Origin of the sequence: Bradyrhizobium sp. CCBAU 53351 (genome assembly GCF_015291745.1) — a bacterium.
In the GTDB taxonomy this organism is placed as follows: Bacteria; Pseudomonadota; Alphaproteobacteria; order Rhizobiales; family Xanthobacteraceae; genus Bradyrhizobium.
Window position 1 is genome coordinate 2,653,911 of the sequence record NZ_CP030059.1, and the last position, 26,345, is coordinate 2,680,255.

Below are 26,345 nucleotides of genomic sequence, written 5' to 3' on the forward strand. Positions count from 1 at the left end.
CATCACATGCCTCTCGCGTCCTATCAGACCTCGGTTCCGGTGGTCGTCGACGATGCCAAGTGCATCGCCGACAAGGGCTGCACCGTCTGCGTTGACGTCTGCCCGCTCGACGTCTTGCGCATCAGCGACATGACCAACAAGGCCTACATGGCCTATGACGAGTGCTGGTACTGCATGCCCTGCGAAGCCGATTGTCCGACCGGCGCCGTCACCGTCAATATTCCCTATCTGTTGAGGTGAACATGTCGAGCCCGTTCGAGTCCTACGACGACCTCGAAGACGCGGACGAGCGGCTGCAGGCTGCCGATCCCGCCGAACGCCGCGTCGCCATCATCGCGCTGGGCCATTCCGGCGATCCGGCCGCGGTCGGACATCTCGCCAACATGGTCGCCGACCCCGATGCAGGCGTGCGCCAGCAGGTCGCGATGGCGCTCGGCGAGTTCGACGGTCCGGAGGCGGCAAGCGCACTGGTGAGACTGCTGGTCGACCCGGAGAGGATCGTCGCGGCGGCCGCCGCCGACAGCATGGCCGAGTTCAAGGATCCTGCTTGCGCGGGCGTGATCCTGCCGCTGGTGAAGCACCCCCACGCCTTTGTCCGCATGGGCGCGCTGCGTGCGCTCAAGGAATTGCGAAGCAAGGACACGCTGAAGCCGGCGCTGGAAGCGCTCCAAGACACGGACGCCGCCGTGCGCGTGCAGGCAATCGGCGTGATCGGTTTTCTCAAGCTGGAAGAATCGATTCCCGCGCTGACCGCGCTGATCAACGATCCCGACGCGCATGTCCGCCGTGCCGCCGTGAGCGCGCTGGCGTTCTCGCAGATGAAACCCGCGGCCGAGACCATCACCCGTGCGTTGAAGGATAGCGACTGGATGGTCCGCGAGATGGCCGCGGAAACGCTGGGCTTGAACGCCAATGGCGCGATCGCGGCCGACCAACTCATCGGCTCGCTCGCTGATGAATTCTGGCAGGTGCGGCTGAAAGCGATCCGCAGCCTTGGCCGGATGAAGATCGAGCGCGCAGTGCGGCCGATTGGCTATTGCGTCAATCACGACCAGGCCAATTTGCGTAAAGAAGCGGCCGCCGCGCTCGGCGAGATCGCCCATCCCGACGGCGAGGCGTTCCTCGCCGTGATCGCTGACGATCCCGATCCCGAAGTCCGCAAGAATGCGCGTTGGGCGCTGCAGCAGATCGCGGCGCGCAAGGCGCGGGCCGGCGCGTAAAGGGGAGGGCCGGGACATAGCGGGCCTTTCGCGGCCGCTCTGGACTTCCCCCGCCAGACGTTTATTGGTCTTCGCCAATGGGATCAGCGGCTGCAAACGCGGCTGGTCCTTAGAAACAGCGAGGGCGCGGCCATGACGACATTGACGGTGAAGGACCTTCTCCCCGAGGATGGAACGAAGGGGACGCTGGTCGGCCGCGTCTGGTTGCCACAGGTGAACGGTCCGGCCGTCGTCGCCGTGCGCGGTGATGGCGTCTTTGACGTCACGGCAAGGTTTCCGACCGTCAGCGCGCTGTGTGAGGAAGACAATCCGGCCAAGGCGCTTGGCTCGACCAAGGGCGAGCGCATTGGCGAACTCGAGGAGATCGTTGCCAACACCGCTCCCGACGGGCGTGATCCGAACAAGCCCTGGCTGCTCGCGCCTGTCGATCTCCAGACATTGAAGGCGGCCGGTGTCACCTTCGCGATCTCGATGCTGGAGCGCGTCATCGAGGAACGGGCCAAGGGCAATCCCGCCTCCGCCGAAGCCATCCGCAAAGAAGTGACGCGGCTGATCGGCGATGATCTGTCAAAACTCAAGCCGGGCTCGGATCAGGCCATGCACCTGAAGCAGGTGCTGATCGACCAGAACGCCTGGAGCCAGTATCTCGAGGTCGGCATCGGCCCAGATGCCGAGGTCTTCACCAAGGCCCCGACGATGTCGTCCGTCGGCACCGGCATGGATGCGGGCCTGCATCCGAAATCGACCTGGAACAATCCGGAGCCGGAGTTGGTGCTGTTCGTCTCCAGCCGCGGCAAGATCGTCGGCGGCGCGCTCGGCAACGACGTGAACTTGCGCGACTTCGAGGGCCGTTCGGCGCTGCTGCTGTCGAAGGCCAAGGACAACAACGCGTCCTGCTCGATCGGCCCGCTGCTGCGCCTGTTCGACGACACTTTTACGCTCGACGACGCGCGCAAGCTGGACATCAGCCTGAACGTGAAGGGCACGGACGGCTTCGTCCTCGACGGTCATTCCTCGATCAGCAAGATCAGCCGCGATCCAACCGACCTCGTCGCGCAGACCATCGGCAAGATCCATCAATATCCCGACGGTTTTGTGCTTTTCCTCGGCACCATGTTCGCGCCGGTCAAGGATCGCGATGCGCCGGGGCAGGGGTTCACGCACAAGCGCGACGACATCGTCACCATCGCAGCGCCGGAGCTCGGAAAGCTGGTGAACCGCATGCGCACCAGCGACAAGTGCGAGCCCTGGACCTTCGGCATCGGCGCGCTGATGAAGAACCTGGCGCAGCGGAAGCTGATCTAGTTCTTCGCCTCTTTCGCCTGCGGCGAGAGGCCGACACGCGAAGCGTGGCGGGTGAGGGCGCTTTCCACGAGTCGTTTATCTCCGTCGCTGGGATGAGCGCCTGCACCCACCGCGCAAAATTCCCTTCATCTCCCCGTTGCATCTCTGGAACAAAGTCGCGCTGAGCGTGTCATAAAACCGCGCGCTCTCCCTCTCGCGCGTTTTCCTCCAAATAGTCAAATAATATGACTAGTCGGAACTCGCCTCCTATGAAATAGTGCCTCCCGCCGCCTCAGAGGCCGGCCTGCGGGTGCCATGCTACCAATCGGCGCTCCGGATAACATCTTGGGAGACACGCCTGATGACCCTCAAAGCCCTCTTTGCGGCCAGCGCCACGGCCGCCTTGCTGCTCGCGCTGCCCGCCAATGCCGGCCAGCTCACCATCGGCTTCTCGCAGATCGGATCGGAATCCGGCTGGCGCGCAGCCGAAACTTCGGTCTCCAAGCAGGAGGCCACCAAGCGCCAGGTCAATCTCAAGATCGCCGACGCGCAGCAGAAGCAGGAGAACCAGATCAAGGCGATCCGCTCCTTCATCGCGCAGAACGTCGATGCGATCTTCCTCGCCCCGGTCGTTTCGACCGGATGGGACTCGGTGCTGAAGGAAGCCAAGGAGGCCAAGATCCCGGTGGTGCTGCTCGACCGCGATATCGATCCCTCCGGCAAGGAACTCTATCTCACCGCCGTCACCTCCGACAGCGTGCACGAAGGCGCGGTCGCGGGCGACTGGCTGGCCAAGACCGTCGGGACGAAGGCCTGCAACATCGTCGAATTGCAGGGCACGGTCGGCGCCAGCGTCGCCGCAAACCGCAAGAAGGGTTTTGACACGGCGATTGCCAAGCACGCCAACCTGAAGGTGGTACGCAGCCAGACCGGCGACTTCACCCGCGCCAAGGGCAAGGAGGTGATGGAGAGCTTCATCAAGGCCGAAGGCGGCGGCAAGAACATCTGTGCGGTCTATGCGCATAACGACGACATGATGGTCGGCGCGATCCAGGCGATGAAGGAAGCCGGCCTCAAGCCCGGCAAGGACATCCTCACCGTCTCGATCGACGCGGTCCCCGATATCTTCAAGGCGATGGTCGCTGGCGAAGCCAATGCCACGGTCGAGCTGACGCCCAACATGGCCGGTCCGGCCTTCGATGCCGTCGCGGCCTTCAAGGAGAAGGGCACCGTTCCGCCGAAATGGATCCAGACTGAATCCAGGCTGCTTACCGCCTCTGACAATCCGCAGAAGGAATACGACAGCAAGAAGGGGCTCGGTTACTGAGGCGGCGCATTGCCGGACCGCCGTCGTCCGGTGGTCCGGCAACCCGCTTCGAAACCGCCGCGCGAACGCGTAGGCTGGATGTCCGCATCATTGGCGGACACCCGTGGGAGTGATTTTTGCCATGCAGAACAGCCGTGATCCTGCTGCCCCCCTGCTGGAGGTGCGCGGGATCAGCAAGAGCTTCGGCGCCGTGCACGCGTTGCAGGAGGTCGACTTCACACTGCGCGCCGGCGAGATCCATGCGCTGCTGGGCGAGAACGGCGCTGGCAAGTCCACGCTGATCAAGGTCGTCACCGGCGTGTTCCCGCGCGACTCCGGCATCGTCAGGATCGGCGGAAAAGAGATCGCGCCTCGCTCGGCCAAGGCGGCGCTCGCAGCGGGCATCGCCACCGTCTACCAGGAGGTCAATTTGCTGCCGAACCTCTCGGTGGCGCAAAATCTCTTCCTTGACCGCCAGCCGATGCGCTTCGGCATCGTGCGCGAAGGCGAGATGCGCCGTCGCGCCAAGGCGCTGCTTGCAGATTTTGGTCTCGACATCGACGTCGCCGCGCCGCTTGGCAGCTATTCCGTGGCCATCCAGCACGTCACCGCGATTGCCCGCGCTGTCGATCTCTCCGCGCGCGTGCTGATCCTGGACGAGCCGACCGCGAGCCTCGACCGCCACGAGGTCGAGATTCTCTTCGGAATCATGCGCCAGCTCGCGGGGCGCGGCATCGGTATCGTCTTCGTCAGCCATTTCCTTGATCAGGTCTACGAGATCTCCGACCGGATCACGGTGCTGCGCAACGGCCGCCTTGTCGGCGAGCGCGAGACCGCGTCCCTGGCGCGGCTCGAGCTGATCCGGATGATGCTCGGCCGCGAGTTGGCGGAGACCACCAGTGCGCGGGCGGCGGCGAGCGAACATGAAGTGCGCGAGGTCTGCGCGAGCTTTGAGAATTTTGGCAAGGCCGGTTACGTTGCGCCGTTCAATCTCGAGCTGCGTCATGGCGAGGTCGTCGGCCTTGCCGGACTGCTCGGCTCGGGCCGCACCGAAACCGCACGGCTGGTGTTCGGTGCCGAGCGCGCCGATCGCGGGCAGGCGAGGGTGGAAGGCGCGCCCGTCCGCCTTCAGTCGCCGCGCGACGGCGTCCGCCATGGCTTCGGCTATTGCCCGGAAGAGCGCAAGACCGACGGCATCGTCGCCGAGCTCACCGTGCGCGAGAACATCGTGCTGGCGCTCCAGGCCAAGCGCGGCCTGCATCGCCCGCTGTCCCGCCGCGAGCAGGACGAGATCGCGCGGCGTTACGTCAAGATGCTCGACATCCGTCCGGCCGACCCCGAGCGTCCCGTCGGGCTGTTGTCCGGTGGCAATCAGCAGAAGGTGCTGCTGGCGCGCTGGCTCGCGACCTCGCCGCGGCTCCTCGTGCTGGACGAGCCGACCCGCGGCATCGACGTCGGCGCCCATGCCGAGATCATCCGGCTGATCCGCGAGCTCTGTGACGATGGCCTCTCGCTGCTCGTGATCTCCTCCGAGCTCGACGAGATCGTGACTTATTCGGACCGCGTCGTGGTGCTGCGCGACCGCGCCCATGTCGAGGAGCTCGCGGGCGAGGCGGTCGACGTCGGCAACATCCTCGCCGCCATCGCCGCCGATAGCGTCACTGTTGCGCTTGAGGCTCACACATGACAGCGCTGCTGCCGCGCCGCGGCCTCGCCCAGATTCTCGCGCTGATCGTCATCCTCGCGGTCGACCGCGTGGTGTCGCCGCAATTCTTCGATCTGCGGCTGCAGGACGGCCGTCTGTTCGGTAGCCTGATCGACGTGCTCAACCGCGGCACGCCGGTGGCGCTGCTCTCGCTCGGCATGGTGCTGGTGATTGCGACGCGCGGCATTGATCTCTCGGTCGGCGCGGTGATGGCCATCTGCGGCGCGATCGCCGCAAGTCTTGCCGACAGTCACAGCCTTCCGGTGGTGGTGGCGGCCGCGCTGGGGGCGGGCCTTGTCTGCGGCCTCTGGAACGGATTTCTCGTCGCCGTGCTCGGCATGCAGCCGATCGTGGCGACGCTGATCCTGATGGTCGCGGGCCGCGGCATCGCCCAGCTCATCACCGAAGGACGCATCGTGACGTTCTCCTCGCCGGATCTGGTCTGGCTCGGGAATGGTTCGGTGCTCGGCCTTCCGGTGCCGGTCGTCATTGCCCTCGGTATGCTCATTCTCACTGGCGCTGTGGTGCGCGGCTCGGCGCTCGGGCTGCTGATCGAGGCGACCGGCGGCAACGCGCGCGCGAGCGAGCTTTCCGGCGTCGGCACCCGTGCGATGATCCTGTCGGTCTATGTCTGGTGCGGAGTCTGCGCCGCGCTCGCGGGCGTGATCGCAGCGGCCGACATCATGGGCGCTGACGCCAACAACGCCGGCTTGTGGCTCGAGCTCGATGCGATTCTGGCCGTGGTGATCGGCGGTACCTCGCTGTTCGGCGGCCGCTTCAGCCTCGTACTCGCGGTGTTGGGTGCGCTGATCATTCAGACGATGAACACCGGAATTCTCCTGTCCGGCTATCCGCCGGAGTTCAACCTGCTGGTCAAGGCGGTGGTGGTGCTCGCGGTGCTGCTGTTGCAATCGCCGAAGCTGTCCGGCTTTGCCGGTATCGCCGCACGGCTGCGGAGGACGAAAGCATGAGAGGCCTACCGCCCGTCCTCATCACCGCGATCGTGCTCGTGGCAGGCTTTGCGCTCTGCGCCATGCAGTTCCCCAATATCGCCTCGACCCGCGTGGTCGGCAATCTCCTGACTGACAATGCCTTCCTCGGCATCGTGGCAACCGGCATGACGTTTGTGATCATCTCCGGCGGCATCGATCTGTCAGTCGGCTCGGTGATCGGCTTCACCACGGTCTTCGTGGCGCTGGCGATCGAGCGTTGGGGCGTGCCGCCGCTGGTCGCCTTCGTCGCCATCCTCGCGCTCTCGGCGGCCTTCGGCGCGGCGATGGGCGCCGTCATCCATGTCTTCGACCTGCCGCCGTTTATCGTGACGCTCGCCGGCATGTTCCTGGCCCGTGGCGCCAGCTTCCTGCTCTCGACGGAATCGGTGCCGATCACGGCACCTGTTTATTCCACGGTGTCCGACTTCGCACTGCGGATGCCCGGCGGCGGGCGATTGACCGCGGTCGCGATCATCATGCTGGTGATCGTCATCGGCGGCGCCCTGCTGCTGCATCTCACGCGGTTTGGCGCCAACGTCTATGCACTCGGCGGCAGCCGGGCGACCGCGAGCCTGATGGGCGTTGCCGTCGGCACGATGACGGTGAAGATCTACATGCTGTCGAGCCTGCTCGCGGGCATCGCCGGCATCGTCTTCTCGTTCTATACCAGCGCCGGCTATTCTCTCTCCGCCGTCGGCGTCGAGCTCGACACCATCGCCGCGGTCGTGATCGGCGGCACGCTGCTCACGGGCGGGCAGGGCTCGGTGATCGGAACCTTCCTCGGCGTCCTGATACAGGGGCTGATCCAGACCTACATCAATTTCGACGGTACGCTGTCGAGCTGGTGGACCAAGATCGCGACCGGCGTGCTGCTGTTCGCGTTCATCGCGTTGCAGCAGGCCCTGGTCGCACTCGCGCGGCGGCCGGCGGCGAAACGCGCGGGAGCTGCCATATGACTTCGCGCATCGTCATCATCCCGACGCGGCGGGCCCATTCCAACCATGCGGAGGTGGCCCGCTCGATCGGCGTCGACATCATCGCCGGCCGCTATGCGGAAGGGACGCGCCTGCCGGGCGATGCCGAGATGATCGCGATGTTCGGCGTGTCGCGGCCGGTGCTGCGCGAGAGCGTGAAGACTCTCGTGGCCAAGGGCTTGCTCACCACCAAGGCGCGGGTCGGCACCGTCGTGCGCGAACGCGCGGCCTGGAACATGTTCGACGCCGACGTGCTGGCCTGGCATCTGGACGCCGGCATCGACAAGCGTTTCCTCAACGATCTCGCCGAGATCCGTCTCGCGGTCGAGCCGCGCGCGGCGATGCTGGCGGCCACGCAGCGGTCGGAGCAGGATCTCGTCGAGCTTCGCCGGTGCATGGACCATATGCGGCTTGAGGCGTCGGATTCGGTCGGCTTCGCCGATGCCGACCTCGCACTGCATGTCGCCGTCGCGCGCGCCTCGGGCAACCTCTTCATGCGCTCGATCGGACACGTCATCGAGGCCGCGCTGCGCGCTTCGTTCCTGCTGAGCGCGCCGGTCGAGCCGGAGGACCGCGACACCGTGCTGCTCTGGCACCAGAAGATCGTCGATGCCATCGCAGCGGGCGATGCCGAGGCTGCGTCGGAGGCGATGGTCTATGTCATTCACAACGGCATGAGGCGTCACGAGGGAACGGTGATCGAAACAGCCCCGGCGGACCCGCCGTCTTCTGCGAATACGGGAGAGCAAGCGTGACCGAACTTCGCATCGGCATCGTCGGTTTCGGCAAGATCGCGCGCGACCAGCATGTCGGCGCGATTGCCGCCGTGCCCGGCGTGACGCTGGCGGCAGTCGCCAGCCGCAACGCCTCGTTGCCGGGATTGCCGCATTTTGCGACCATCGAGGAATTGCTGGAGAAGGGACCGCCGATCGACGCGGTCTCGCTCTGCACGCCGCCGCAGGTGAGGCGCGCGCAGGCCGCGGCGGCGCTCGCGGCCGGCAAGCATGTCATGCTGGAGAAGCCGCCGGGTGCCGGCGTTGTCGAGCTCGACCCGCTGATCGCGATGGCGGCGGCGGCAAAGCGAACGCTGTTTGCGACCTGGCATTCGCGCTACGCACCGGCGGTCGAGCCGGCCCGGCAATGGCTTGCCGCGCGCCGCATTGCCTCCGTTCACATCAGCTGGAAGGAGGACGTCCGCGTCTGGCATCCCGGTCAGGGCTGGATATGGGAACCGGGTGGCCTCGGCGTGTTCGATCCCGGCATCAATGCACTGTCGATCCTGACCAGGATCCTGCCGAAGCCGGTGTTCGTCACCGCGGCTGAACTTTCCTTTCCCGCCAATTGCCAGGCGCCGATCGCCGCGAACCTGACAATCACCGACGTCGACGGCCTGCCTGCAACCGCCGAGTTCGATTTCCGCCAGTCCGGGCCGCAAAGCTGGGATATCGTCGTCGACACCGATCGCGGCCGGATGACCTTGTCCAGCGGTGGCGCGCGCATGGCCGTTGACGGCAAGGTGCTTGCCGAAGCTCCCGATGAGGAATATCGCGGACTCTACCGGCGCTTCGTCGAGCTCGCGGCGACCGGCGCGAGCGACGTCGATCTGACGCCGCTTCGCCTCGTCGCCGACGCCTTCCTGCTAGGCAAGCGCACAATTGTCGAACCGTTCGTGGATTAGACATGGCTGGCTCAAAAATCGAAAGAGATGTCTTCGGAAGACTGCCTGATGGCCGCGACGTCGAGCGCATCGTGCTGCGCGGGACAGGCGGGTTCGAGGCGCGCATCATCACCCATGGGGCAGTGCTTCAGGCGCTGATCGCGCCGGACGCGAAGGGCGGCCATGACGACGTCGTGCTCGGCCACGACGCGTTCGCCGGCTATCTCGCGGAACGAAAGTTCTTCGGCGCCACCGTCGGCCGCTACGCCAACCGCATCGCCAAGGGACAGTTTTCGCTCGATGGTAAGACGGTGCAGCTTGCCGTCAACAACGGGCCGAATGCGCTGCATGGTGGCCTCGATGGATTCGACCGCAAGCTCTGGGAGATCGTGGAGATCGACGAGGGCGCCGCGCCTGCGGTGACGCTGACCTATGTCAGCCCGCACGGGGAGGAGAATTATCCCGGCAAGCTCGACGTCCGCCTGACCTATCGCATCACCGGGCCGACCGAGCTGTCGCTGAACATGGAGGCGCGGAGCGACCGGCCGACCATCGTCAACCTGACCAACCACAGCTTCTTCAATCTCGAAGGCGCGACGTCAGGCATTCCCATTCTCGACCACCGCTTGGCGGTGGCCGCCGAGCATTTTCTCGCCATCGATCCCACCGCCATTCCCTTGTCGGAGCCGCCGCGTCCCGTTGCCGGCACGCCGTTCGACTTCCGCGAATCTCGGCCGGTCGGCGAGCGCATCCGGCAGGGCGATCAGCAATTGCAGAACGGCCGGGGCTACGACCACACCTACTGCCTCGGACGTGATGGCAAGCTCGCGCTCGCCGCGCGGCTGGAGGCGCCGCGCTCGGGGCGGATCATGGAGCTTTTCACCGACCAGCCCGGCCTTCAGGTCTATTCCGGCAATTATCTGGACGGCACGATTTCGGGGAAGGGCGGCAAGCTCATCCGGCAGTCGGACGCCATGTGCCTGGAGCCGCACATCTGGCCTGATGCGCCGAACCGGCCGGATTTTCCGAGCCCGCGCCTCGATCCCGGCCAGGTCTATCGCAATCACACGGTCTATCGCTTTGCAGTGAGGACGCCATGATGGAGCAGGTCGCCACCACCGTTCTCTCTAGCGATCCCTGCCATCTCGGCGAGGGTCCGACCTATGACGTGACCACCGATACCGCCTGGTGGTTCGATATCCGCGAGGGACGGCTGTTCGAGGCGCAGCTTTGCAGCGGCAGCATCCGCATTCATACGCTCGGCCGGATGGCGAGCGCGCTCGGGCGCATCGATGCCGAACGGCAGCTGATCGTCGCCGAGGACGGGCTTTACATCCGCAAGCTCGCCGACGGTGAGATGACGCTGTTCCTTCCGCTCGAGGCGGACAATCCCGTCACGCGCTCCAATGATTGCCGTGTGCATCAATCCGGCACGTTCTGGATCGGCACCATGGGCAAGAAGGCCGAGCCGAAGGCAGGCGCGATCTACGCGCTCCATCGCGGCAAGATCTCCACACTGTTTCCCGGCATCAGCATTCCCAATTCGATCTGCTTCTCGCCGGATGGAGCCACCGGCTACTTCACCGACACCCCGCGCGCCGTACTCTATGCCGTGCCGCTCAATCCCGCGACCGGCCTGCCGCGCGGCGAGCCGGAGGTGCTGCTGCGCCATACCGGCATTGGCGGTCTCGACGGCTCGGTGTGCGATGCCGACGGAAACATCTGGAACGCCTGCTGGGGCGCGGGCCGGATCGATGTCTATTCCCCGCAAGGCGAACGCCAGCGCTCGCTCAGCGTGCCGGCCAAGCAGGCGAGCTGCCCGGCCTTCGTCGACCCCGACCTGTCGCGCCTTCTCGTCACGTCCGCATGGCAGGATATGGACGCAGCCGCACGCGCCGCCGATCCGCAGGCCGGCTGCACTTTTCTACTAGAGGCCTCCGCGCGCGGTCGTGCGGAGCCCGACGTCAAGCTCGCATAGGAGACGACAAAGCAGCCCACGACCACGTTCGCGACGACACGAAGAAATAATCTGACACCCAAGGGAGTGAAACATGCTGAAACTGAAGACCACATTCCTCGCGCTGGCGCTGGCGGGCGCTGCGACGATGGCGACAGGTCTCGCCGCCTCCGCCCAGGACAAGGCGACCGTCGGCATCGCCATGCCGACCAAATCCTCAGCGCGCTGGATCGATGACGGCAACAACATGGTCAAGGTGCTGAAGGAGCGCGGCTACAACACCGATCTGCAATATGCCGAGGACGACATTCCGAACCAGCTCTCGCAAGTCGAGAACATGGTGACCAAGGGTGCGAAGGCGCTGGTGATCGCCGCGATCGACGGCACGACGCTGTCCGACGTGCTCAAGCAGGCCAAGGCAAAAGGCATCACCGTGATCGCCTATGACCGCCTGATCCGCGGCACGCCGAACGTCGATTATTACGCGACCTTCGACAATTTCCAGGTCGGCGTCTTGCAGGCGCAATCGATCGAGCAGGGGCTCGGCCTGAAGGACGGCAAGGGTCCGTTCAACATCGAGCTGTTCGGCGGCTCGCCCGACGACAACAACGCCTATTTCTTCTACAACGGCGCGATGAGCGTGCTGAAGCCCTACATCGACAGCGGCAAGCTCGTCGTCGCCTCGGGCCAGATGGGCATGGACAAGGTCGCGACCTTGCGTTGGGACGGTGCCACCGCCCAGGCTCGCATGGACAATCTGCTCAGCGCCTATTACGGCAACAAGAAGATCAACGCCGTGCTGTCGCCCTATGACGGCATCTCGATCGGCATCATCTCCTCGCTGAAGGGCGTCGGCTATGGTAGCGCCGATCAGCCGATGCCGATCATTTCGGGCCAGGACGCCGAGGTGCCCTCGATCAAGGCGATGCTGCGCGGCGACCAATATTCGACCATTTTCAAGGACACCCGCGACCTCGCCAAGGTGACCGCCGACATGGTCGACGCCGCGCTCGCCGGCAAGCAGGTCACGGTCAACGACACCAAGACCTACGAGAACGGCGTCAAGACCGTGCCCTCCTACCTGCTCAAGCCGGTTGTGGTCTACAAGGACAATTGGGAGAAGGTCCTGGTCGAGAGCGGCTACTACAAGAAGTCGCAATTCCAGTAAGACGTTTTCTTCCCCTCTCCCCGCTTGCGGGAAGAGGGGTGGGTGAGGGGGAGCCTCCACGGGGACGGTGGACATTGCTCCTGCGGAGACTCCCCCTCATCCGAAATCCGCGCGACGCGCGCATTTCGACCTCTCCCTGCAAGCGGGGAGAGGTGAGGTAACGGATGGGATATGACACGATGACCGCCATGCTGGAGATGCGCAACGTCAGCAAGAGCTTTGCCGGTGTGCAGGCGCTGCGCGACGTCAACTTCTCGGTTCACGCCGGGCAGATCCACGCGCTCGTCGGCGAGAACGGCGCCGGCAAGTCGACGCTGATGAAGGTGCTGAGCGGGGTCTATCCCGCCGGCAGTTACGAGGGCACCATCGTCTTCGACGGTGAGGAGCGGCGCTTTCGCGACATCAACGATTCCGAGGCGCTTGGCATCATCATCATTCATCAGGAGCTGGCGCTGATTCCGTTGATGTCGATCGCGGAAAACATCTTCCTGTCGCATCCGCCCTCGAAGCTGGGCGTGATCGATCGCGACGAGGTCTATCGGCGCACGCGCGCGCTTCTGGCGCAGGTCGGCCTGAAGGAATCCCCGGATACGCTGATCACCGATCTCGGCGTCGGCAAGCAGCAGCTGGTCGAGATCGCCAAGGCGCTGTCCAAGCGGGTGCGGATGCTCATTCTGGACGAGCCGACCGCCAGCCTCAACGAGGCCGATAGCGCCGCGCTGCTCGAACGACTGATGGTCTTCCGCGAGCAGGGCATCGGCTCGATCCTGATCTCGCACAAGCTCAACGAGGTCGCCAAGGTCGCCGACCACATCACCGTGCTGCGCGATGGCCGCACCGTCGACAGCATCGATTGCCGCAGCGAGCCGATCCAGGAAGACCGCATCATCCGCAGCATGGTCAATCGCGATATGGCGCACCGTTTCCCGGAGCGCAGCGCGAAGATCGGTGAACCCGTGCTCGACGTCGCGAACTGGTCGGTCTATCACCCCATCCATCCCGAGCGGCAGGTGATCAAGAACGTCAATTTCGGCGTCAGGCGCGGCGAGGTCGTCGGCATTGCCGGATTGATGGGCGCCGGGCGCACCGAGTTCGCCATGAGCCTGTTCGGCCGCTCCTGGGGCACTGCGATCAGCGGCTCTCTCCGGCTCGAGGGCAGAGAGATGGCATTGCCGAGCGTCGCGGCGGCGATCGATGCCGGACTTGCCTATGTCACGGAAGACCGCAAGCAGCTCGGGCTGATCCTGGCCGACGACGTTCGCAAGAATATCACGCTCGCAAGCCTTGACCAGGTCGCGCCTAAACGGGTGATCGACGACATCGCAGAGCTGAAGATCGCCAGCGATTATCGCACCCGCATGCGCATCCGTTGCTCCGACGTCTACCAGGAGACCGGCCAGCTCTCCGGCGGCAACCAGCAGAAGGTGGTGCTGTCGAAATGGCTGATGACCGACCCGAAAGTCCTGATCCTGGACGAGCCGACGCGGGGCATCGACGTCGGTGCCAAATACGAGATTTACTGTATCATCAACGAGCTGGCGGAAGCCGGCCGCGGTGTCGTGGTGATCTCCTCGGAGATGCCCGAACTGCTCGGCATCTGCGACCGCATTTGCGTCATGAATGACGGCGCCTTCGTCGGGGAGTTCGCAGGCGCCGAGGCGACGCAGGAAAAGATCATGCGCGCCATCATGCGCAACGAACGAAACATTGGGAACGCCGCGCGCGCGGCCGCGGAAATGGGAGGAATGCAGCCATGACCGACAAGACGGTATCGCTGCCCGAGGAGCGCCGGCACGGCAGCTTCATCAAGAACAATCTGCGCAACTACGGCATGTTGATGTCGCTGGTCGCGATCATGCTGTTCTTCCAGGTCATGACGGGCGGCACGCTGCTGCAGCCGCTCAACCTGACGAACCTCGTGCTGCAGAACAGCTACATCGTCATCATGGCGCTCGGCATGCTTCTGGTGATCGTCACCGGCCATATCGACCTCTCGGTCGGCTCGGTCGCCGGCTTCGTCGGCGCGGTCGCCGCCGTGCTGATGGTGACCTACAAGGTCGACTACACGCTCGCCTTTGTCGCCTGCCTGTTGCTGGGCGCGGCGATCGGCGCGGCGCAGGGTTATTGGGTGGCCTTTTTCGGCATTCCGTCCTTCATCGTGACGCTGGCGGGCATGCTGGTGTTCAAGGGGCTCGCGCTTGCGGTGCTGCAGGGCCAGTCACTCGGCCCGTTCCCGGCGACCTTCCAGAAGCTGTCCTCCGGCTTCATTCCGGAGCTTCTGCCCGAAGCCGGCACGCTGCATCCGACCTCGATGCTGATCGGCGCCGTGCTTGCGCTCGGCCTCGTCTATGCCAGCGCCAAGGGCCGCTCGCGCGAGCAATCGCATGGCATCGAGGTCGAGCCTTATGCGTTCTTCCTGGGCAAGAGCGTCCTGCTCGCCTGCGCCGTGCTCTATTTCACCTATCTGATCGCCTCGCATCGCGGACTGCCGAACGTGCTGGTGATCATGACCGCGTTGATCGCGTTGTACGGCTTCGTCACCCGGCGCACCGTGATCGGGCGGCAGGTCTATGCGGTCGGCGGCAATGCGAAGGCGGCAAAACTGTCGGGCATCAAGACCGAGCGGCTGACCTTCCTCACCTTCGTCAACATGGGCGTGCTCGCCGCGCTCGCCGGCCTCGTCTTCGCCGCGCGCCTCAACACCGCGACCCCTAAGGCCGGGCTCGGCTTCGAGCTCGACGTCATCGCCGCCTGCTTCATCGGCGGGGCCTCGGCCTATGGCGGGGTAGGGCGCGTCGGCGGCGCCGTGGTCGGCGCCATGATCATGGGCGTGATGAACAACGGCATGTCGATCCTCGGCATCGGCATCGACTATCAGCAGGTCATCAAGGGCCTGGTGCTGCTCGGGGCGGTGTGTATCGACGTGTATAACCAGCGGCGGTAACGATGCCGTAGGGTGGGTTACACCGAGCGATTGCGCGTTGCGCAATCGTAGGGCTAATCCACCCTACGCCTCCGACACTACTGCAGCGGTGATTGCGTCGTGAACAGCACGGTCGCGATCGCGACGGAGAGGGTCACCGCCGATACGGTTGCCACGGTCGACAGCACCCCCATGCGCCGGAGCGCGATGGCAAACACGATGATGATGGGGGTCGCGGTCAGCAGCCCGATTTGTGCATCGCTCATCGCATCGCTCACTGTTTTGCGGAACCGCTCTAAATATCCACCCTATGACGGCGGGGCGGCCGGAACGTTGCGGTAGCGCAAACGCGCCCCTGGCCGGTTGCACTATTTGTCCGGCGACAAAGTCGGAATCGCGCCGGTGGACTATCTGTTCGGCGACTTGATTTGGAAATCAGATGTCGGCGACGGATTGCGAACAAGAGGGAACCGGTTGGGGAATCCTGGAAGATCTTCCCGGCGATCCCATGATCTGGGTGCTCATCTTCAGCGAGCTCGCCGCCTTCGGCCTGTTCCTCGGCGCTTTCGTCATCGCCCGCGCGCTTCACCCGGCGCTCTTTGCCGCCGGACAGGCCACGCTCGACCCACATTTGGCGGGACTCAACACCATCGTGCTCGTGACCAGTGGCTGGGCCGCCGCGCGGGCAGCGGCTGCTGCACGGGCGGGGGAAAGAGGGCGTGCGCGCGGTTGGCTGCTCGGCGCCATGGCCCTTGGCGGCGTCTTTATCGCGGTCAAGCTGACCGAATATGCCGGCGAGATCGCGCAAGGAAACGGCCTGGAGACCAGCCCGTTCTTCACGCTCTACTTTCTCCTTACCGGCTTCCATCTCCTGCATGTCGGCCTCGGCATCGTCATCCTGGCCGTAGTCTTGCGGGGTGCCCGGCCGGCGGGCGTCGAGACCGGAACCGCTTTCTGGCACTTGGTCGATCTGCTCTGGATCGTCATGTTTCCCATCATCTATCTGGTGCACCCGTGATTCCCGATCGTCTCGACATCGCCTGGATGACGTTGATCGGCCTAGCGCTCGCGACCCTTCTGGTTCCGACGCTGGTGTCGCGCCCCTTGTTCGCCAATGCTTTGCTGCTGACCTTCGCCGCCCTCAAGGGCCGCCGTATCGTGCTCGATTTCCTCGATCTTCGCTCGGCGCCGGCGCTTTGGCGCGGCCTCGTCAGCGCCTGGGTTGTCATCGTGGTGCTGTTCGCCTGGCTCGCATCCGCCATCGTCGTCCTGATCTGACCGGCGGTTTGCGTATCGTCGCCATCGTTGCGCTTCGTCAAAGAGCGCTCCCTACCGATCGGCAATAAATAGCATCACAGATTTTCTCGACTCAAACCGGAAAGGATTGGCAATGGCTGAACGCCTGACCAAGTCGGCCGCGCGAAATGTGTTTTACGGCGGTTCGGCCTTTTTCTTCGCCATCTTCATAGGGCTGACGGCGCACAGCCATTACTACATGGCCACGACGTCCACGGACGCGACGACGCTGACCTCGTCGGTCGCTCGCGGCAAGCATGTCTGGGAGAAGAACTCCTGCATCAACTGCCACACGCTGCTGGGCGAGGGCGCCTATTTCGCCCCCGAGGTCGGCAATGTCTGGGATCGCTGGGGCGGCAAGGAGGATCCGGCCGCTGCACGCGAGACGCTGAAAGCCTGGATGCAGTCGCAGCCCTCGGGCGCAGAGGGGCGGCGGCAGATGCCGCAGTTCAACCTGACCGACCAGGAGCTCAATGATCTCGCTGACTTCCTGCAATGGGCCAGCACGATCAAGCGCCAGAGCTGGCCGCCGAACAAGGCCGGCTGAGCATGCTGCTTTCTTCTTCTTAAGACAGAGAGAACCCGAGATGAAATATCAAACCCAGAAAGTCGCGATGCTGTATTTCTACGGCGCGCTGACCTTGTTCCTGGCCCAGGTCCTGTTTGGCCTCCTTGCCGGAACGATCTACGTCCTGCCCAATACCCTGTCGGTCATCCTGCCGTTCAACATCGTCAGGATGATCCACACCAACGCGCTGATCGTATGGTCGCTGATCGGTTTCATGGGAGCGACCTACTACCTGCTTCCGGAAGAAACCGAGACCGAGCTCTACAGCCCGCTGCTGGCGAAGATCCAGTTCTGGATGTTCTTCGGCGCAGCCGGCGTCGCCGTGGTCGGCTATCTCTTCCACTATCACGAGGGCCGCGAGTTCCTCGAACAGCCCTTCATCATCAAGGTCGGCATCGTCGTCGTCTGCCTGATGTTCCTGTTCAACGTCACGATGACGGCGCTGAAGGGCCGCAAGACCACGATCACCAACATCCTGCTGTTCGGCCTGTGGGGCGTCGCGATCTTCTTCCTGTTCGCCTTCTACAACCCGGCGAACCTTGCCGTCGACAAGATGTACTGGTGGTACGTCGTCCATCTCTGGGTCGAGGGCGTCTGGGAGCTGATCATGGCCTCCGTGCTCGCCTATCTCATGATCAAGCTCAACGGCATCGATCGTGAGGTCGTCGAGAAGTGGCTCTACGTCATCATCGGCCTTGCCCTGTTCTCCGGCATCCTCGGCACCGGCCACCATTTCTACTGGATCGGCGCGCCCGGCTACTGGCAGTGGATCGGTTCGCTGTTCTCCACGCTCGAGGTTGCTCCGTTTTTCACCATGGTGATCTTCACGGTGCAGATGACCTGGAAGGCCGGCCGCAAGCATCCGAACCGCGCCGCGCTGTTGTGGTCGGTCGGCTGCTCGGTGATGGCGTTCCTCGGCGCCGGCGTGTGGGGCTTCCTGCACACGCTGTCCTCGGTGAACTACTACACCCACGGCACCCAGGTCACCGCCGCGCACGGCCATCTCGCCTTCTTCGGCGCCTATGTGATGCTGAACCTGTCGGTGATGGCCTACGCGATCCCGCAGCTCAAGGGACGGGCGCCCTATAACCAGTGGCTCTCCATGACCAGCTTCTGGATCATGTGCACGGCGATGATGACCATGACCTTCGCGCTGACCTTCGCCGGCGTGGTCCAGGTCCATCTGCAGCGCGTGCTCGGCCAGGGTTACATGGACGTGCAGGACCAGCTCGCGATGTTCTACTGGGTCCGGCTCGGCTCCGGTGTGTTCGTCGCGATCTCCGCGCTGATGTTCGTCTGGGCCGTGCTTGTGCCGGGCCGCGAGAAGCAGGCGGTCATCCCCGCCGCGCTGCAGCCGGCCGAGTAAACGAGAAAGGGCGGCCGCGGTTCGCGGCGGCCGCCAGCTTCCTTGGAAATTCCGGAGAGACATCATGAAAGCTGCCCTTCACACGGTCACCTCGGCGCCCGAATTGCCGGCCTATGTTCCGTCCGGAAAGGAATGCGAGCTGTTCGAGCATGCCTGGCGGCGGCGTCTGCCGGTTCTGCTCAAGGGGCCGACCGGCTGCGGCAAGACCCGCTTCGTCGCGCACATGGCGGCGCGGCTGGGACTGCCGCTTCACACCGTCGCCTGTCATGACGATCTGACCGCCGCCGATCTCACCGGCCGCTATCTGCTCAGGGGCGGCGACACCGTGTGGACCGATGGTCCGCTGACACGCGCCGTGCGCGAAGGCGGCATCTGCTATCTCGACGAGGTCGTTGAGGCCCGCAAGGACGTCACCGTCGTGCTGCATCCCCTGACCGACGATCGCCGTATCCTGCCGCTGGAGCGTACCGGCGAGGAGCTGGTGGCGCCGAACAGCTTCATGCTCGTCGTCTCCTACAATCCCGGCTACCAGACGCTGCTAAAGGCCCTGAAGCCCTCGACGCGCCAGCGCTTCGTCGCGATCGAATTCGATTTCCTCCCGCCAGAGCAGGAGATCGGCGTCGTGTCCGCCGAAAGCGGGCTGTCGCCGGAGCGCGTGCGGCCGCTGGTGGGGCTGGCTGGGCGGCTGCGCGCGCTCAAAGGCCACGATTTGGAGGAGGGCGTCTCGACCCGGCTCGTGGTCTATTGCGCGACCCTGATCGCCGCGGGCACGCCGATCGCCGATGCCGTGCTGGCGGGCATGATCGAGCCGCTCACCGACGATTCCGACGTGAAGGCGGCGCTGCTCGACGTCGCACGCGCCGTCATCGGGTGAGGCCGCGCCGATGCTCGACTTCCTCGAACTGGAGGAGACGGTCGGCCGCGCCTGGCACAGGATGGTCGGCGGCACCGCGAGCTATCCGGTTCACGACGATCACGCCGTCGCACTGACCGAGGTGAGGGGCCGGCTCGCGGTGATGTTCCGCGCGCTCGGCGGCGAGACCGGGGTGCAGATCGCAAGCGCAGGCGCGCGAAAATCGGGGCACCGTCTCGGCTGGCGGCAGCGTATCGGCCTCGGCGACGAGCGGCTCGAGCAGCCGGGCCGTGACGCCGCGACCATCTTTCTTCCCGATCGCATCTCGATTTTTCCCGACCGCGCGTTGAACGCGGCGCTCTATCGCTGGCTTGCGGCGTGGTTCGCGGCCGCGCCGATTGAAACGATCACCGAAGCCGATCCGCTGCGGCGCGATCTTCTGGTGTTGCGCCGGGCCAGCGAGACGGCGGTCTGGGTGCTCACGCAATTTCCCGGGCTTGTTGCCGACTATGCGCAGCTCGCCGCGGCAACTGCCGAGGCCCGGCCGCGTCGCCCCCTGCCGCGCATCGAGCAGGAGGTCGAGCAGATCGTGCTGGCCCTGCTCGGAACCGGCAAGGCGCCTTCGGGCAGACTGTGGCCGGCGATGATGGGGACGGGCCCGCTGCCGGACAAGGCGCCGCCGGGCTATCATTCGATCCTGCCGTGCCCGCTCTGGGGGGATTGCTGGACGCGCGAGCTCTCGCCCGCGCATGCCGGCGAGGACGAATGCGCACCGGGCGCGGAAGCGGCGGCCGAGAACGATCGCAAGCGCTTTGCCGTCCGCGAGCGTGAGGACAATGCCAACCGCCGCGATCCTTTCGTGCTCAATCGCTTCGAGAAGATCCTCGCGATGGCCGAGATGGTCAATGTCGACCGTCCGGCCGATGACAGCGAGGACGAGGATGCGCAGAAGGCCGCCGACGATCTCGAGGAGATCACGCTCAGCCGCCGCACCGGCAAGCCGGCGAGCCGGTTCAAGTTCGATCTCGACCTGCCGCCGGAAGCCCTCGACGCCTCGAAGCTGAATGCTGACCTCACTTATCCCGAATGGGACTACCGCAGCGGCTCCTATCTGCCCGATCATTGCCGCGTGCTCGCGGCTGCGGCCTCCGAGCAGGGCGAGAGCTGGACGCCTGACGACGCCACGCGCCGGCACATCCGCCAGGTGCGCCGCCGCTTCGAGGTGCTGCGGCCGCGCCACGAGCTGATGCGCGCCCAGGCCGACGGCCACGACCTCGATCTCGACGCGCTCGTGCGCGCGCAGTGCGACCTGCGCGCCGGCAGCGGCGGCAGCGGTCTCGATCGCATCCATGTCGCGATGCGCCCGCAAGGGCACGATCTCGCCGTCACGCTGCTCGTCGACGTCTCGCTGTCCACGGACGCCTGGGTCGACGGCTACCGCGTGCTCGACGTCGAGAAGGAGGCGCTGCTGGTGCTTGCCCACGGGCTTTCGGCCTGCGGCGATCACCACAGCATCCTGACCTTCACCTCGCGCCGGCGTTCCTGGGTGCGGCTCGAAACCGTGAAGGCCTTCGGCGAGCCGATGAGCGGGACGGTGGAACGCCGGATCGGCGCGCTGAAGCCCGGCTATTACACGCGGATCGGCACGGCCGTGCGCCATGCCGCGGCCGAGCTCGCCCGCCAGCCGCAGCGCAAGAAGCTGCTGATCGTGCTCACCGACGGCAAGCCGAACGACGTCGACCATTACGAAGGTCGCTTTGCGGTCGAGGACACTCGCAAGTCGGTACAGGAGGCACGCCGGCTCGGCATCGCCGCCTTCGGCGTGACGGTGGACGCAACCGCGCAATCCTACTTCCCGACCCTGTTCGGCCGTGGCGGCTACGCGATCGTCGGCAACATCAAGCGGCTGCCCGCGGCGCTGCCGGCGATCTACCGGCAGGTCGCGCATTAAGGGGAAAGGCCGCGTCGTTCCGCTCCCGCGTGAGCTATTGCTCATATGTTGAGTATATGATCGTATAGCCGGATGGACCCCGGCCGGCCAAGACCCGATCTGATCATCTTCGATTGCGATGGCGTGCTCGTCGACAGTGAGCTGCTGAGCTGCCGGTGCCTGTCCGAGGTGCTGGCCGAGTTCGACATCGCGCTCAGCCCGCAGCAGGCGCTCGAACTCTTTCTCGGGCGCAGCACCAAGGCGATCGAGCAGCACTATCGTGATCTCGGGCAGATCGTGCCGGACGGCTTTCTGCCGCGCCTGAAGTCGCAAGTGCTGTCGACATTCGCAGCATCGCTGCAGCCGATCCCCGGCATTGCCGGCGTGATCTCCGAACTCCCCGTGCCGTTTTGCGTGGCATCGTCCAGCGACCTCGATCGCGTTGCGCTCTCCCTCGATGTCACCGGCCTGCGGGCGCATTTCGGCGACCGGCTCTACACCGCGCAAATGGTCAGGCACGGCAAGCCGGCGCCGGATCTCTTTCTCCTCGCGGCGGAGAAGATGGCGGTGCAACCTGCGCGCACGCTGGTGATCGAAGACAGCGTCAGCGGCGTTGCGGCGGGCAAGGCGGCCGGCATGACCGTCTGGGGATTTGTCGGCGGCAGCCATTACCGCGGCCGTGACGGGCGGGCTATATTGTCCGGCGCGGGGGCCGACCGGGTCTTCGCGCGCATGAGCGATTTCTGGGAGGCGTGAGGCCCGCATGGCCGCCGAGAACGACAGATCGCGACTCGACGATGCCGCGCGTGCCGGCTGGCTCTATTTCATCGCCGGTCACACCCAGGACGAGATCGCAAAGATGCTCCAGGTCTCGCGCGCCTCGGCGCAGCGGCTGGTCTCGTTGTGCCTCGCCGAGCGCCTCATCACCTTTCGGCTGGAGCATCCCATCGCCGCCTGCATGGAACTCGCAGCGCGCCTCAGGGAGCGTTTCGACCTTGCCCATTGTGAGGTGGTGCCGGCCGATCCGGCGGCGCCGCAGGCCACCGCAGGCATCGCGGAGCGCTGCGCCAATCTGCTCGACGCGACGCTGCGGTCGGAGACGCCCGTGATCGTCGCGCTCGGCACCGGCCGTGCCGTGCGCGCCGCGGTCGAGCGCGTCACGCCGATCGACCGGCCCAATCACCAGATCGTCTCGCTGGTCGGCAACATCTCCGCCGACGGTTCGGCGAGCTTTTACGACACCGTCGGCCGGCTCGCGGACCGCACGGGCGCGCGGCACTATCCGATGCCGCTGCCGTTCCTGATGTCGTCCGAGGACGAGCGCAACAAGATGGTCCGCATCGAGCCGATCGCCAAGGTGAAGGCGGTGGCGGCCAAGGCGGATTTGCGCCTCGTCGGCATCGGCCAGATGGACCAGAAGGCGCAGGTTCACATCGACGGCTTCGTCACCCGCGACGAGTTGTTCGAGATGATGCGGCTGGGCGCCATCGGCGAGATCACCGGCTGGGCCTACGATTCCAAGGGCCGCCTGCTCAAGGCCGGCACCAACAAGCGCCTCACCAGCATTCCGCCGGAAGTGCCGGCGAAGACCACGACGATCGGTGCCGCGGTCGGGGCAGCCAAGGTGCCGGCCATCGCGGCGGCGCTGAACGGCGGCCTGGTCAACGGGCTCATCACCGACGAGACGACGGCGCGGGCGATCCTGGAGCGGTAGGCGAAGTTAGCGCGGCAGCGGCGCTGCGCTCCCTCTCCACGCAAGCAGGAGAGGGTGGAGCAAGCCGCGCGTTCGCCCGAGCCACTGCCGCCGCTCCGCGCTGCCACTCTCATCCCTGTCGCACCGCAGCACTCATAAGTTGAGCAAATGCGTGCGCGCCTGCTTGACAACCGTCGCCCTCTCGGTTGAACATACGCCCAACGCGTGGGCATATGCTCAAAACGCGAGTTGAGGGGAGGTCACCGTGAAACACGTCCTGGGCGCCGTCTGCGGCGCGTCTGCACTTTTGCTGGCCGTCCCCGCGATGGCCGAAACCACCCTGACGATCGCCACCGTCAACAATGGCGACATGATCCGCATGCAGGGGCTGACGGCCGAATTCACCAAGAAGAATCCAGACATCACGGTGAAGTGGGTGACTCTGGAGGAGAACGTGCTGCGCCAGCGCGTCACCACCGACATCGCCACCAAGGGCGGTCAGTTCGACGTGCTCACCATCGGCACCTATGAGGTGCCGATCTGGGCCAAGAAGGGCTGGCTGGTGCCGCTGGCCAATTTAGGGGCCGATTACGACGTGGCCGACCTCCTGCCCAAGATCAAGGACGCGGTCTCCGTCGACGGCAAGCTCTACGCCGCGCCGTTCTATGGCGAGAGCTCGATGGTGATGTATCGCACCGACCTGTTCGAGAAGGCCGGGCTGAAGATGCCGGAAAAGCCGACCTGGGATTTCGTGGTGGATGCCGCCAAGAAGCTCACCGACAAGAGCGCCGGCACCTACGGCATTTGCCTCCGCGGCAAGGCCGGCTGGGGCGAGAACATGGCGTTCCTCTCGGCCATGGCCAATTCCTACGGCGCGCGCTGGTTCGACGAGAAGTGGCAGCCGCAGTTCAACACGCCGGAATGGAAGACGACGCTGACGACCTACGTCAATCTGATGAAGGAAGCCGGTCCTCCCGGCGCGAGCTCCAACGGCTTCAACGAGAATCTGGCGCTGTTCAACGCCGGCAAGTGCGCGATGTGGATCGACGCCACGGTGGCGGCATCCTTCGTCACCAACCCGAAGGATTCCAAGGTCGCCGACAAGGTCGGTTTCGCGCTGGCGCCCAACACCGGCCTCGGCAAGAACGCCAACTGGCTGTGGGCCTGGAACCTCGCGATCCCCGCCGGCTCCAAGAAGACGGAAGCTGCCGAGAAGTTCATCGCCTGGGCAACCAGCAAGGACTACACCAAGCTCGTCGCATCGAAGGAGGGCTGGGCCAACGTGCCGCCGGGCACGCGCACCTCGCTCTACCAGAACCCCGATTATCTGAAGGTCGCCCCGTTCGCGAAGCTGACGCTGGCCTCGATCGACGCGGCCGATCCGAACAAGCCGACGGTGAAGCCGGTGCCTTACGTCGGGGTGCAATACGCCGCCATTCCCGAATTCCAGGGCATCGGCACCCAGGTCGGCCAGCAGTTCTCGGCCGCACTCGCCGGCTCGATGACGGTCGATGCCGCGCTGACCGCGGCGCAATCGGCGACCGAGCGCGAGATGAAGCGCGCCGGCTACATCAAGTGAACCCGGGCTCGACCTCCTGAGCTCAGACTTGCGGCCATCCGCCCATCCCCGGATGGATGGCCGCCTTCTTCCCGAGGTTTCATTTTGACGCGTTTTCTTCCCGCGAACCCGTCGCACCTCCGCGCGAAAACGCTCTGAAGGAGAAGTCAGGGATGGCAACCCGGCAGACGCAGTTCCTTGCGCGCTCGCTCCTGACGCCTGCGGTCGGGCTGCTCTTCATCTGGATGATCGTCCCGCTGGCGCTGACGATCTACTTCTCGACGCTGCATTACAGCCTGCTCGATCCCGGCTCCGAGTCGTTCGTGGGCCTGGAGAACTTCCGCTACTTCCTCACCGATCCCGCCTTCCTGGCCTCGCTTCAGAACACGCTGGTGCTGGTCGGCTCCGTGCTGGCCCTGACGATCCTGCTCGGCATCCCGCTCGCGCTGCTGATGGACCAGCCGGTGATCGGGCGCAATTTCGTGCGACTGATGGTGATCGCGCCGTTCTTCGTGATGCCGACGGTCAGCGCGCTGGTCTGGAAGAATCTGTTGATGCATCCGGTGTCCGGGCTGTTCGCCTGGCTCGCCTCGCTTTTCGGATTGACGCCGATCGACTGGTTCAACGACGTGCCGCTCTTTGCGGTGATCCTGATCGTGACGTGGCAATGGCTGCCGTTCGCGACGCTGATCCTGCTCACCGCGCTGCAATCGCTCGACGAAGAGCAGAAGGAGGCTGCCGAGATGGACGGCGCCAGCGCGGTCTCGACCTTCATCTACATCACGCTGCCGCATCTGGCGCGCCCCATCACGGTGGTGATCCTGATCGAGACGATCTTCCTGCTCACGGTCTTTGCAGAGATCTATGTCACCACGGGCGGCGGCCCTGGCCTGTCCACCACCAACATCGCCTTCCTGATCTATTCGCAGGCGCTGATTCAATACGATGTCGGCACGGCCTCGGCGGGCGGCCTCGTCGCGGTCGTGATCGCGAACATCGTCGCCTTCTTCCTGGTCCGCATCGTCGGCCGCAATCTGGAGGCGTGAGATCATGGCACGGAGGGCGACGACGCAGCAGGTGGTGGTCTCGACGATCGGGGCCTGGTTCTTCGGCTTCCTGATCTTCTTCCCGATCCTCTGGATGGTACTGGCGAGCTTCAAGACCGAGCTGGAAGCCTTTGCCATCCCGCCGTCCTTCCTGTTGTTCCACTGGACCACCGAGAATTACGCGACGGTGCAGGAGCGCAGCGACTATCTTCATCACGCGATGAACTCGATCATCATCGCCGGCGGCTCGACGTTCATCGCTCTCTTGATTGCCGTTCCCGCGGCCTGGTCGATGGCGTTCTCGCCGACCAAGCGCACCAAGGATATTCTGCTCTGGATGCTCTCGACCAAGATGATGCCGCCGGTCGGCGTGCTGGTGCCGATCTACCTGATCTACAAGTCCTTCGGTCTTTTGGATTCTCGCATCGGCCTCGTCTTCATCCTGTGCCTCGGAAACCTGCCGATCGTCATCTGGATGCTCTTCACCTATTTCAAGGAGATTCCGCGCGACATTCTTGAAGCCGCGCGCATGGACGGCGCCACCATCGGCCGTGAGCTGGTCTATGTGCTGACGCCGATGGCGATCCCGGGGCTGGCGTCCACGATGCTGTTGAACCTGATCCTCGCCTGGAACGAGGCGTTCTGGACGCTCAATTTGTCGACCTCGAACGCGGCGCCGCTCACCACCTTCATTGCCTCCTATTCCAGCCCGGAAGGGCTGTTCTGGGCAAAGCTGTCGGCGGCCTCGACGCTGGCGATCGCGCCCATTCTCGTCCTCGGTTGGTTCAGCCAGAAGCAGCTCGTGCGTGGGCTCACCTTCGGCGCGGTGAAGTAGAGGGGCTGCCGGAT

The 26,345-nt window shown here is 64.9% G+C and carries 26 protein-coding genes; 25 read left to right on the top strand and 1 reads right to left on the bottom strand.

Annotated elements, in window-relative coordinates; all coding sequences use genetic code 11:
* The first annotated feature begins 6 nt into the window (after positions 1-6).
* From XH83_RS12365 to mmsB, 14 genes are all read left to right on the top strand, one after another.
* Entirely contained in the window at positions 7-240 is a 234-nt protein-coding gene (locus tag XH83_RS12365; protein ID WP_007593252.1) for a ferredoxin family protein, read from the top strand.
* A 2-nt stretch (positions 241-242) separates the two neighbouring features.
* Positions 243-1,220, top strand: coding sequence for a HEAT repeat domain-containing protein (locus XH83_RS12370; protein WP_194407255.1), 978 nt, complete (start codon positions 243-245; stop codon positions 1,218-1,220).
* Between the two features lie 132 nt (positions 1,221-1,352).
* Positions 1,353-2,525: a fumarylacetoacetate hydrolase family protein gene (locus XH83_RS12375; RefSeq protein WP_194407256.1), complete on the top strand. Its 1,173-nt coding sequence runs from the start codon at positions 1,353-1,355 to the stop codon at positions 2,523-2,525.
* Between the two features lie 340 nt (positions 2,526-2,865).
* Complete coding sequence (ytfQ, locus tag XH83_RS12380; protein ID WP_194407257.1) at positions 2,866-3,831, top strand: galactofuranose ABC transporter, galactofuranose-binding protein YtfQ; 966 nt, start codon at positions 2,866-2,868, stop codon at positions 3,829-3,831.
* A gap of 121 nt (positions 3,832-3,952) precedes the next feature.
* Positions 3,953-5,497, top strand: coding sequence for a sugar ABC transporter ATP-binding protein (locus tag XH83_RS12385; RefSeq protein WP_194407258.1), 1,545 nt, complete (start codon positions 3,953-3,955; stop codon positions 5,495-5,497).
* Entirely contained in the window at positions 5,494-6,486 is a 993-nt protein-coding gene (locus XH83_RS12390; RefSeq protein WP_194407259.1) for an ABC transporter permease, read from the top strand. The genes XH83_RS12385 and XH83_RS12390 overlap by 4 nt, the downstream gene beginning before the upstream one ends.
* Positions 6,483-7,463: a galactofuranose ABC transporter, permease protein YjfF gene (gene yjfF, locus XH83_RS12395; RefSeq protein WP_194407260.1), complete on the top strand. Its 981-nt coding sequence runs from the start codon at positions 6,483-6,485 to the stop codon at positions 7,461-7,463. Before XH83_RS12390 ends, yjfF begins: the two co-directional genes overlap by 4 nt.
* Entirely contained in the window at positions 7,460-8,236 is a 777-nt protein-coding gene (locus XH83_RS12400; RefSeq protein ID WP_194407261.1) for a FadR/GntR family transcriptional regulator, read from the top strand. Before yjfF ends, XH83_RS12400 begins: the two co-directional genes overlap by 4 nt.
* Complete coding sequence (locus XH83_RS12405; RefSeq protein WP_194407262.1) at positions 8,233-9,159, top strand: Gfo/Idh/MocA family protein; 927 nt, start codon at positions 8,233-8,235, stop codon at positions 9,157-9,159. Before XH83_RS12400 ends, XH83_RS12405 begins: the two co-directional genes overlap by 4 nt.
* A gap of 2 nt (positions 9,160-9,161) precedes the next feature.
* The gene (locus tag XH83_RS12410; protein WP_194407263.1) at positions 9,162-10,238 is read left to right on the top strand and encodes an aldose epimerase family protein; all 1,077 of its coding nucleotides are present in this window, start codon (positions 9,162-9,164) and stop codon (positions 10,236-10,238) included.
* Complete coding sequence (locus XH83_RS12415) at positions 10,238-11,116, top strand: SMP-30/gluconolactonase/LRE family protein (protein ID WP_194408245.1); 879 nt, start codon at positions 10,238-10,240, stop codon at positions 11,114-11,116. The genes XH83_RS12410 and XH83_RS12415 overlap by 1 nt, the downstream gene beginning before the upstream one ends.
* 73 nt (positions 11,117-11,189) lie before the next feature.
* Positions 11,190-12,263 carry a multiple monosaccharide ABC transporter substrate-binding protein gene (gene chvE / locus XH83_RS12420; protein ID WP_194407264.1) on the top strand — a complete coding sequence of 358 codons (1,074 nt, stop codon included), beginning with the start codon at positions 11,190-11,192 and terminating at the stop codon, positions 12,261-12,263.
* A gap of 179 nt (positions 12,264-12,442) precedes the next feature.
* Entirely contained in the window at positions 12,443-14,020 is a 1,578-nt protein-coding gene (gene mmsA, locus XH83_RS12425) for a multiple monosaccharide ABC transporter ATP-binding protein (protein ID WP_194407265.1), read from the top strand.
* Positions 14,017-15,207 carry a multiple monosaccharide ABC transporter permease gene (gene mmsB / locus XH83_RS12430; RefSeq protein WP_194407266.1) on the top strand — a complete coding sequence of 397 codons (1,191 nt, stop codon included), beginning with the start codon at positions 14,017-14,019 and terminating at the stop codon, positions 15,205-15,207. The genes mmsA and mmsB overlap by 4 nt, the downstream gene beginning before the upstream one ends.
* 77 nt (positions 15,208-15,284) lie before the next feature.
* Here the strand turns inward: mmsB and XH83_RS12435 are convergent, their stop codons facing one another.
* Complete coding sequence (locus tag XH83_RS12435) at positions 15,285-15,452, bottom strand: hypothetical protein (protein ID WP_194407267.1); 168 nt, start codon at positions 15,450-15,452, stop codon at positions 15,285-15,287.
* 173 nt (positions 15,453-15,625) lie between these two features.
* On the opposite strand from XH83_RS12435, the gene XH83_RS12440 reads away from it, so the two are divergent.
* From XH83_RS12440 to XH83_RS12490, 11 genes are all read left to right on the top strand, one after another.
* Positions 15,626-16,204, top strand: a complete 579-nt coding sequence (locus tag XH83_RS12440; RefSeq protein WP_194407268.1) for a cytochrome c oxidase subunit 3 family protein — start codon at positions 15,626-15,628, stop codon at positions 16,202-16,204.
* A complete protein-coding gene (locus XH83_RS12445) occupies positions 16,204-16,464 on the top strand; it encodes a cytochrome C oxidase subunit IV family protein (protein WP_371746359.1) in 261 nt (86 codons plus the stop codon). Before XH83_RS12440 ends, XH83_RS12445 begins: the two co-directional genes overlap by 1 nt.
* A 112-nt stretch (positions 16,465-16,576) precedes the next feature.
* On the top strand, positions 16,577-17,029 hold the full coding sequence (locus tag XH83_RS12450) for a cytochrome c (protein ID WP_100177802.1): 453 nt from the start codon (positions 16,577-16,579) through the stop codon (positions 17,027-17,029).
* Positions 17,030-17,069: 40 nt separating this feature from the next.
* Positions 17,070-18,416, top strand: a complete 1,347-nt coding sequence (locus XH83_RS12455; RefSeq protein WP_194407270.1) for a cbb3-type cytochrome c oxidase subunit I — start codon at positions 17,070-17,072, stop codon at positions 18,414-18,416.
* A 64-nt stretch (positions 18,417-18,480) separates the two neighbouring features.
* Complete coding sequence (locus XH83_RS12460) at positions 18,481-19,290, top strand: CbbQ/NirQ/NorQ/GpvN family protein (RefSeq protein WP_194407271.1); 810 nt, start codon at positions 18,481-18,483, stop codon at positions 19,288-19,290.
* 10 nt (positions 19,291-19,300) lie between these two features.
* On the top strand, positions 19,301-21,220 hold the full coding sequence (locus tag XH83_RS12465; RefSeq protein WP_194407272.1) for a nitric oxide reductase activation protein NorD: 1,920 nt from the start codon (positions 19,301-19,303) through the stop codon (positions 21,218-21,220).
* 72 nt (positions 21,221-21,292) lie between these two features.
* Positions 21,293-21,955: an HAD family hydrolase gene (locus XH83_RS12470; protein ID WP_194407273.1), complete on the top strand. Its 663-nt coding sequence runs from the start codon at positions 21,293-21,295 to the stop codon at positions 21,953-21,955.
* 7 nt (positions 21,956-21,962) lie between these two features.
* Positions 21,963-22,913, top strand: a complete 951-nt coding sequence (locus XH83_RS12475) for a sugar-binding transcriptional regulator (RefSeq protein ID WP_194407274.1) — start codon at positions 21,963-21,965, stop codon at positions 22,911-22,913.
* A gap of 304 nt (positions 22,914-23,217) precedes the next feature.
* On the top strand, positions 23,218-24,471 hold the full coding sequence (locus XH83_RS12480; RefSeq protein WP_246776500.1) for a sugar ABC transporter substrate-binding protein: 1,254 nt from the start codon (positions 23,218-23,220) through the stop codon (positions 24,469-24,471).
* Positions 24,472-24,623: 152 nt separating this feature from the next.
* Positions 24,624-25,496, top strand: a complete 873-nt coding sequence (locus XH83_RS12485; RefSeq protein ID WP_063203477.1) for a carbohydrate ABC transporter permease — start codon at positions 24,624-24,626, stop codon at positions 25,494-25,496.
* Positions 25,497-25,500: 4 nt separating this feature from the next.
* Positions 25,501-26,331: a carbohydrate ABC transporter permease gene (locus XH83_RS12490; RefSeq protein WP_194407276.1), complete on the top strand. Its 831-nt coding sequence runs from the start codon at positions 25,501-25,503 to the stop codon at positions 26,329-26,331.
* The last annotated feature ends 14 nt before the right edge of the window (positions 26,332-26,345 follow it).

Coding starts and splice junctions, on each gene's coding strand:
- XH83_RS12375 (WP_194407256.1), top strand. CDS start 1,353: ATGACGACATTGACGGTGAAGGACCTTCTCCCCGAGGATGGAACGAAG.
- XH83_RS12460 (WP_194407271.1), top strand. CDS start 18,481: ATGAAAGCTGCCCTTCACACGGTCACCTCGGCGCCCGAATTGCCGGCC.
- mmsA (WP_194407265.1), top strand. CDS start 12,443: ATGACCGCCATGCTGGAGATGCGCAACGTCAGCAAGAGCTTTGCCGGT.
- XH83_RS12400 (WP_194407261.1), top strand. CDS start 7,460: ATGACTTCGCGCATCGTCATCATCCCGACGCGGCGGGCCCATTCCAAC.
- XH83_RS12485 (WP_063203477.1), top strand. CDS start 24,624: ATGGCAACCCGGCAGACGCAGTTCCTTGCGCGCTCGCTCCTGACGCCT.
- XH83_RS12410 (WP_194407263.1), top strand. CDS start 9,162: ATGGCTGGCTCAAAAATCGAAAGAGATGTCTTCGGAAGACTGCCTGAT.
- XH83_RS12465 (WP_194407272.1), top strand. CDS start 19,301: ATGCTCGACTTCCTCGAACTGGAGGAGACGGTCGGCCGCGCCTGGCAC.
- XH83_RS12385 (WP_194407258.1), top strand. CDS start 3,953: ATGCAGAACAGCCGTGATCCTGCTGCCCCCCTGCTGGAGGTGCGCGGG.
- XH83_RS12490 (WP_194407276.1), top strand. CDS start 25,501: ATGGCACGGAGGGCGACGACGCAGCAGGTGGTGGTCTCGACGATCGGG.
- XH83_RS12435 (WP_194407267.1), bottom strand. CDS start 15,452: ATGAGCGATGCACAAATCGGGCTGCTGACCGCGACCCCCATCATCATC.
- XH83_RS12370 (WP_194407255.1), top strand. CDS start 243: ATGTCGAGCCCGTTCGAGTCCTACGACGACCTCGAAGACGCGGACGAG.
- XH83_RS12450 (WP_100177802.1), top strand. CDS start 16,577: ATGGCTGAACGCCTGACCAAGTCGGCCGCGCGAAATGTGTTTTACGGC.
- XH83_RS12455 (WP_194407270.1), top strand. CDS start 17,070: ATGAAATATCAAACCCAGAAAGTCGCGATGCTGTATTTCTACGGCGCG.
- yjfF (WP_194407260.1), top strand. CDS start 6,483: ATGAGAGGCCTACCGCCCGTCCTCATCACCGCGATCGTGCTCGTGGCA.
- chvE (WP_194407264.1), top strand. CDS start 11,190: ATGCTGAAACTGAAGACCACATTCCTCGCGCTGGCGCTGGCGGGCGCT.
- XH83_RS12415 (WP_194408245.1), top strand. CDS start 10,238: ATGGAGCAGGTCGCCACCACCGTTCTCTCTAGCGATCCCTGCCATCTC.
- XH83_RS12440 (WP_194407268.1), top strand. CDS start 15,626: ATGTCGGCGACGGATTGCGAACAAGAGGGAACCGGTTGGGGAATCCTG.
- XH83_RS12470 (WP_194407273.1), top strand. CDS start 21,293: ATGGACCCCGGCCGGCCAAGACCCGATCTGATCATCTTCGATTGCGAT.
- ytfQ (WP_194407257.1), top strand. CDS start 2,866: ATGACCCTCAAAGCCCTCTTTGCGGCCAGCGCCACGGCCGCCTTGCTG.
- XH83_RS12390 (WP_194407259.1), top strand. CDS start 5,494: ATGACAGCGCTGCTGCCGCGCCGCGGCCTCGCCCAGATTCTCGCGCTG.
- XH83_RS12365 (WP_007593252.1), top strand. CDS start 7: ATGCCTCTCGCGTCCTATCAGACCTCGGTTCCGGTGGTCGTCGACGAT.
- XH83_RS12475 (WP_194407274.1), top strand. CDS start 21,963: ATGGCCGCCGAGAACGACAGATCGCGACTCGACGATGCCGCGCGTGCC.
- XH83_RS12480 (WP_246776500.1), top strand. CDS start 23,218: ATGGCCGAAACCACCCTGACGATCGCCACCGTCAACAATGGCGACATG.
- mmsB (WP_194407266.1), top strand. CDS start 14,017: ATGACCGACAAGACGGTATCGCTGCCCGAGGAGCGCCGGCACGGCAGC.